Below are 6814 nucleotides of genomic sequence, written 5' to 3' on the forward strand. Positions count from 1 at the left end.
GCGAATCGGCCACGAAGGCGTTCTTTGCCTTCTTGGACGAGTTGACTTATGACATGTGCCTCTAAGCCCTGGAGCTGGACAAATAGAAAAGCGGAAGGGCTTTGTTCAGAGGCGTATGGCATAAGGCGAATCGGCCACGAAGACGTTCTTTGCCTTCTTGGACGAGTTGACTTATGACATGTGCCTCTAAGCCCTGGAGCTGGACAGGTCTCACATTGGCCACTTCTCCCGCAGGAGTCTTCGTCTTGCACTCCAATCAATTGCTGGAACTAGCTGAAATCTTTTGTATAGCCTTTCAACAAGTTTTCTTAAGATAAATAATACTCCTAGTAAATAGTTATCTCAGAAGGACTTCCTAAATCAGTTCGTCGGTATTTCGATCGATGGAGAGGTGCCGTCGCCGCTGTTGTTGAAGAATTGAGGTACGTCCAGGTGCACGGTATCCATTGCGATTAAAACATCCTGTTTGATCGTTTCTGTTTTGGTTGCAAATGGGATGATGATTTGGACATTAACTGTAAGGGTTACATAGACCTTGACGAGGGCATTGTTTATCCCGAATTCTTCTACAGTGTGCTTAATGTCCGAACGAACGTCTCCGATTGAGTGGAATCTGATTGGAACTTTTGGTCCCAAGTTCCCGAGTAATGCATTGTTTGTCGCCTGACCAAGAGGGACAGAATATACAATCCCTTCATCGGCTTTAGTCCCTTCTTCGTCGATATCAATGTCCGTGATGTATTCAAGGTTTTCAATATTCCCTTTTTCAGCTTCCTTTAAATATAATTGTACTAAATTAGTGATTTCTCCCTGAACCCGGTTGATATTTTGTGTATTGAAACTGAGAGAGACCACCTCCCCTTCTTCGTTTTTCACTTCTTCCGTTATCTCCTCTAACTCGATGGATCCTGCTACCTTTTTGTTGATCGCTTTATTGATGACCATCGTACCGATTCTGCTCGTTTGCGTTTCAGCGTAAGCAAGGAGGGTTGGCTTCAAGCCCAGGTTGATGATCCATAAACCTGCCCCTGTTGAAAAAATAAAGAAAACGATGGTGATGATCATTACATGGCGAAAAGGCAGCGGTCCTCCGCCTCGGGGTTTGTGTGATTTGAACTTTGACAAAAAAATCCCCCCTTACAAGCTATTCTTATGCTCTTTAAGGAGGGTTTAACGCAAAAATTTATTTTATTTTACTGGATTCCGGTTCATAATCTGCATCAAAACCGATGATGACTCTATCAAGCTCTGTTCGCAAGTCCAATTCATAAGGAGAATAAAGCTCTTTCCCCTTTTCTTCGATGACCCGAATGACAGGCCTGTCTGTCAGACCTTTATTCTGACCGGTGACAATCCCTTTTATTCCGTCGTTTAATTCAACAACCATCCCGTTCGGATAAATCGCAACGGATCTACGGAAGGCTTCAATCACATTCTTATCAAACAATGACCCCGATCCCGCATAAAGGATTTCCAGCGCTTCATGTGGAAGCATTGCTTTCCGGTACACCCGATTGGACGTCATCGCATCAAAGACATCGGCCACTGCAATAATTTTAGCAAAAGGATGAATATCTTCCCCTTTCAGGCCGCGCGGATAGCCGGAGCCGTCGAGTCTTTCATGATGCTGATAGGCACAGTGAGCCACCATCAGGGACACAGACTGCAATTTTCTAAGTATGTCAAAACCGTGCTCTGTATGTCTTTTTACTTCCACGAATTCCTCTTCAGTCAGTTTTCCCGGTTTCATAAGGATTTCTTCAGCAATCAGCATTTTCCCCACATCATGGAGAATCGCACCGATTCCAAGATCCTCCAGCTGTTTTGAGGAAAGATTCAGTTCAATCCCGATCGATAGAGTATATAAAGTCACATTGAAGGAATGATGGAATACGTAAGAATCATAAGTAAAGACGTCGGTGAGAACGGTAAGTAACTCGTCATTTTCCTTTACTTCTCTCAAGACGACATTAATAATTTGTTTCAGTTGTTTGGCGCTGTCCTCAAGTACAACTAAATTTTGAGGCATCTTAGCTTCATTAATCCGGCTAAACACACCTTCTATACCCGCAACCGCTTCCTGCCTTACTTTACTCGGTACCGACTGAGTCACTTTTATACCGTTAGACAGGGCATCTTCAATATAGACATACTGAATATTAAGCTCTCGCAGACGGTAAATCATCCGTTCCGTAATCGCTACGTTTTGCTGGATCAGCGCTTGACCCCTTACATTATTTACTGTTGTCGCCATAACCATTCCCGGCCTCAAAGCCCTAGTTGATATCAGCCTCATAGAATTCTCCTATGTAATTCTTTCATTTTTCGACATATTTTACTAGTATCTCCATTATAATAGATAAAAAGTGCGTTGCAAGCTGTATTTAAGCAAAACATGGTAAATATTCATGAAAGAATATTAAGGGGATGTAAAGGTGGGAGCATGTCTAAGTGAGTGGTGTGGACCTTTCAAGTTTTTTGACGTTCTACTGAATTTATTTTGTTGACAATCTTTCTAATGCCGAAAAATACAACGACAGGTATTACAAACGACAATTTTCAGGTTTTGATAATATATTTCTATTTTTGATAATAAAAATGGTTTTTTGATAATATATCCTAATTTTTGATAAAAAGTTGGCTTTTTTTGATAATAAAATTATCTCCGCCCCAGTAATACCCCCATTACAATCTAACTTCCTGCCACAACCAACAGCTAGAATGAGAAAAATAACATTCACCCATAAAATTTTGAAATTTTTTTCGCAAATTTATTATTTCTAATACTTTCTTCATACTCTCTGAACGCAAAATGGTTCCATTCAGCATATCTGCATCCAAAAAAGGCTTCCATGCACGCAGCATAGAAGCAATCTATCAAGGTTCAGAGCATTTTCAATAATGCATCGCGGCCAATCATACCCGGATTGATTCCACGGTTTTCCGCTTCGATCGTCACCGATTCCAGGGGAGCATCCAGCAGCTGGTCGATCGTTTTGACACCGACTGCCCTGCCTGCAATGATTCCTCTGTCACTTAATTTCTCATTGAGCAAAGCAACATCGAGGGCACCGCACATGATATATCCCTTATCGCTCGTCACGACCAGCAGGTTGGTTTTCGGTAACGCAACGGAAATAGCTAAAAAGGTATGTCCTTGAATGGTAATCGGAGAAAGATTCATCATTCTGCATCACTCCTCTCAACTCATATGTATGAGAAGAGCGGAAGAACGGTGAAACATTTACTGACCCAATTTCCAGGCAAGGATATCCCTCAGGAATTCTGGCATGAAGTACTTCTTCTCCAGCCTCTGGAGATCTGGGAAGAAGTGTCCGAATGTAAACATATCAGGAATAGCAAGCTTATAGGTTTTTTTAGGCTGTACCTGTTCCCCTTCGATATAGATTCTTTGTTTATCTTCTTCGAAAGCAATATCGGTATACACAAATTCACCCATGATCTTCCCCCTGAAGCCAAGCCCTTTCAGTTGAAGATGGGGCCATTCTTCATTGAATGTCTGTTTGATGATTTCCTTCAGCTCCGCACCTGAAAGCTCAATCAGACAAGGGTTAATCGGGTGCGGCAGGATACGGTGGAGATCTTGTTTGGTTACCGGACCTTCATTCAACCCTTCCATAAGAAGCCCCGCATTCAGGAAAGAACAATCTGCCTTGCACCATTCTTTCAAAGCATCACTCAAAAGCTGCGGGAGCGGTGACTTCTTGAACCATTCTGCAGGCAAGGATTCCTCCAGATTTGCAACCTCGGTACCCAGCAGGCTTTCTCCCTCCCTATACCAATGCTGCCTTTCTCCATCTTCATGCTCCGACTTTGGCAGATGGTCATGTGCATAGAGCTGGGCTTTCTTGGACAGTACGTTCTTCTTAACCGCATCCACTTCAATCATCATATGACCGACAAAGTTTCCGAACTTTCCCGCAGCCCCCAGCATGACGCCATTTATTTCTTTTCCCTCATGCAAAATATGATGCGTATGAGCACCCAGAATCACATCTATTTCAGGGAAAGATTCGGCAATGAGTTCATCATCTCTGAGGCCAAGATGAGACAGCAGTACTAATACATCCACTTCATTTTTCAGCTGTTCAACCAGCTTCTTCAGTTCATCCAGGGGCGAGGTGATATTCCAGCCAAGCGCTCTGTAAAAAGGGAAGAAATACGCGGTCAGACCGAGAACCGCAACTTTCAGCCCCGATTTTGTTTCATAGATGGTATGAGTCTTGATCCAATCCGGAACCTTCTTTTCCCTGCTAAAGAGATTACCGACAATCACTTGGAATTCAGCATCTTGATACAACCTATTTAAATCCTCATAATCAAGGGTGATGCCCTCGTTATTTCCGATTGTGACGGCATCATACCCCGCTTCATTAAGAAGACCGACATTCCCCTTGCCTAATGTAGCTTCTGTATATGGATGCCAGCGATCGACGTGATCCCCGATATCAAAGAGAAATACGTCCTCTCCCTCACTCACATGCCATTCTTTTCTTTTTTTAAGAAAATCCCGTATTCTCGACCAATGCTCAAAATGACTGTGAAGGTCATTTGTATGATAGATATGAATGATTTCTTTCATCTTTCTTTCACTCTCCCAATGGAGGTTATCCAGTTATGCTTTGATAAATCAATCGTATTCCTATTAATATCAGTATAATGCGCAGTACGCTCACCAATGCTTTTGATTCCAGTTTTGTATTTAAAAATGATCCCAATTTCGCCCCGAACCATGCTCCGGGAATGAGAGCCAATGCATACAGCCACTTTACGTTCCCTAATGCCACATGTGTCCCGGAACTCACCAGTGCGGATAGAAAGACCATAAACATGGAAGTCGCCACGGCTACATGAGGGGGAAACAGGAAGATCAGAATCATCGCCGGCACCATCAGTGATCCCCCGCCGATACCAAACAATCCCGAAGTGAACCCTACCACAAGAGCAATCAATGCACCTATAAGAGGCGGATAGCCATATTGAAAGGTTTCTCCACTCGGATCGGTGAATTCCCTTTGAAAGGATGCCGTCTTGAACTTTTCAATAGGTTTCAGCTTATTCCGTACCATCAGGATGATCGCCATGATGATCATAAAAATACCAAAATAAAGATTGAAGTCTTCCATATTTAAATATTTATTTACCCAGGCACCAATGATCGATCCCGGCCCGGCGCCGGCAAAGAAAATCAACCCGCTCTTATAATCGACTGTCTTATGCTTTAAATAAGAGAGTGTCGACGACAGTCCTGTGAATATCATGACCATCAACGAAGTGCCGACAGCCGTTTGAGGTGTGATGTTTTCAAGCCAGCCTGTATATGTACCAAAATAAATCAGTGCGGGAACAACGATGACTCCGCCGCCGAGGCCGACAAGAGAGCCGACTGTCCCTGCAAATAATCCAATGCAAATCAATACGATCCATTCCACTAACTTTCATCTCCAGTTCTTCTTTAGAAAATCCTCGCCATGTCAGAGTCAATACTTATATCATTTTATTCCTGGAATAAATCCAGCTGCTTCGGTGCAAGACATTCATATTCAATCCCAAGCATGTCAATCAGCTGCTTCGCATTATCCGCAGCGTCTCCACCCGAGTTGTTATTAAAAAGGATATAAACATCCTCTGATGCTTCATGAAGCTTATGAATATGAGGAATCCACTCTTTTAATTCTGCTTCATTATAACGGTATAAATACCTGACCTCCCGCCATTCATCCCCGCTGCCGGTTTTGTTCCAGCCATGAACATTACGGCCATGGAATCGGATCAGCGTCGCCTCTTCATGGGTGGACTCCAATACTCTCGGTACCGATCCTTCCCCGGCCTGGGGTTCATCACAAATACTATGGATCCACCCCTGTTCTTTCATGAAAGTGAGTGTCTTATCTCTAAACTGAGGAGAGTACCAACTTTGATTGCGGAACTCAAGCGCCAACGGCAAATCATTTAACTGTTCCTTACAGTATCTGATATAGGCTACATTGTCACGCGTGCAATCAAACCAAGGCGGAAACTGCAAAAGAACCATCGAGAGCTTTCCAGCCTGCAGATATGGAGAAAGAGAGGTCTTGAATGCATGAAACATTTCCTCTTTCGTCTCAAAAGGAATATCCCCGCGCTGGTGGCCTGTCATTCCCTGATAGGCCTTTACAATGAATTTAAAATCTTTTGGCGTATCCTTTACCCACTTTTCGGCATTCCGAATCGGCTGGACAGCATAAAAGCTCGCATCCACTTCCACAACAGGAAAATGAGCCCCATATTCCTTCAGCTTGTCCCGCGGAGAAACGTTCTCATAAAGAGTATCATGATCTCCCCAACCGGTGACTCCTATATAAATCATCCGTATTCACCCTCTTTAATAGTGATGAACTTCTTTTGGTTTGTTTTTCATTTTATCATAAGAGGGGTGGGTAGTCGTAGTGATTGGTATTTTTGATCGGCTGATAGTGGAAAGTATGGGGCTTTTCAGTTTTCATTTTAAGGAGATGGGGAATTTTGATGGCTTTCTGGATTTTTTATGAATATTGAAAGTCTTCAGGTTCATCTTCTCAGTCGTTGTTTTGGCTGTAGGATGATTGCAGACTTTTACTAATCAATTTCTGATTAATGTTGAAGAAAATTCATTTTATGTAAGAAATCCAAGTATATTTTCCTTTTTTGATCTCTCTCACCTTTTATAAAGATGATTACGGTTTGACCCCCTAATTCCTGACGAATTCTTTAAAAAACTAAACGATTCTTAGTTTTTCATTTTCATCATTTCCTTCTTCACTTTTACCAAGGT

6 protein-coding genes are annotated in these 6814 nt (G+C 42.6%); all 6 read right to left on the reverse strand.

Features of this window, described 5'->3' with window-relative positions; genetic code table 11:
* Positions 1–360 precede the first annotated feature (360 nt).
* Positions 361–1125 carry a sporulation protein YunB gene (gene yunB, locus AAEO50_RS20715; protein WP_341986272.1) on the reverse strand — a complete coding sequence of 255 codons (765 nt, stop codon included), beginning with the start codon at positions 1123–1125 and terminating at the stop codon, positions 361–363.
* Positions 1126–1183: 58 nt separating this feature from the next.
* Entirely contained in the window at positions 1184–2254 is a 1071-nt protein-coding gene (locus tag AAEO50_RS20720) for an HD-GYP domain-containing protein (RefSeq protein ID WP_341986273.1), read from the reverse strand.
* Positions 2255–2884: 630 nt separating this feature from the next.
* Positions 2885–3187, reverse strand: coding sequence for a YunC family protein (locus tag AAEO50_RS20725; RefSeq protein ID WP_341986274.1), 303 nt, complete (start codon positions 3185–3187; stop codon positions 2885–2887).
* Between the two features lie 57 nt (positions 3188–3244).
* Positions 3245–4603: a bifunctional UDP-sugar hydrolase/5'-nucleotidase gene (locus AAEO50_RS20730; RefSeq protein WP_341986275.1), complete on the reverse strand. Its 1359-nt coding sequence runs from the start codon at positions 4601–4603 to the stop codon at positions 3245–3247.
* A gap of 25 nt (positions 4604–4628) precedes the next feature.
* Positions 4629–5453: a sulfite exporter TauE/SafE family protein gene (locus AAEO50_RS20735; protein ID WP_341986276.1), complete on the reverse strand. Its 825-nt coding sequence runs from the start codon at positions 5451–5453 to the stop codon at positions 4629–4631.
* A gap of 65 nt (positions 5454–5518) precedes the next feature.
* Complete coding sequence (locus AAEO50_RS20740) at positions 5519–6370, reverse strand: DUF72 domain-containing protein (RefSeq protein WP_341986277.1); 852 nt, start codon at positions 6368–6370, stop codon at positions 5519–5521.
* Positions 6371–6814 lie beyond the last annotated feature (444 nt).

Source organism: Rossellomorea oryzaecorticis, from assembly GCF_038405515.1.
In the GTDB taxonomy this organism is placed as follows: domain Bacteria; phylum Bacillota; class Bacilli; order Bacillales; family Bacillaceae_B; genus Rossellomorea; species Rossellomorea oryzaecorticis_A.

What these genes read in the sequence shown, in the direction of transcription:
- AAEO50_RS20730 (WP_341986275.1), bottom strand. Translation starts at nt 4,603, where the DNA reads ATGAAAGAAATCATTCATATCTATCATACAAATGACCTTCACAGTCAT.
- AAEO50_RS20725 (WP_341986274.1), bottom strand. Translation starts at nt 3,187, where the DNA reads ATGATGAATCTTTCTCCGATTACCATTCAAGGACATACCTTTTTAGCT.
- AAEO50_RS20720 (WP_341986273.1), bottom strand. Translation starts at nt 2,254, where the DNA reads ATGGCGACAACAGTAAATAATGTAAGGGGTCAAGCGCTGATCCAGCAA.
- AAEO50_RS20740 (WP_341986277.1), bottom strand. Translation starts at nt 6,370, where the DNA reads ATGATTTATATAGGAGTCACCGGTTGGGGAGATCATGATACTCTTTAT.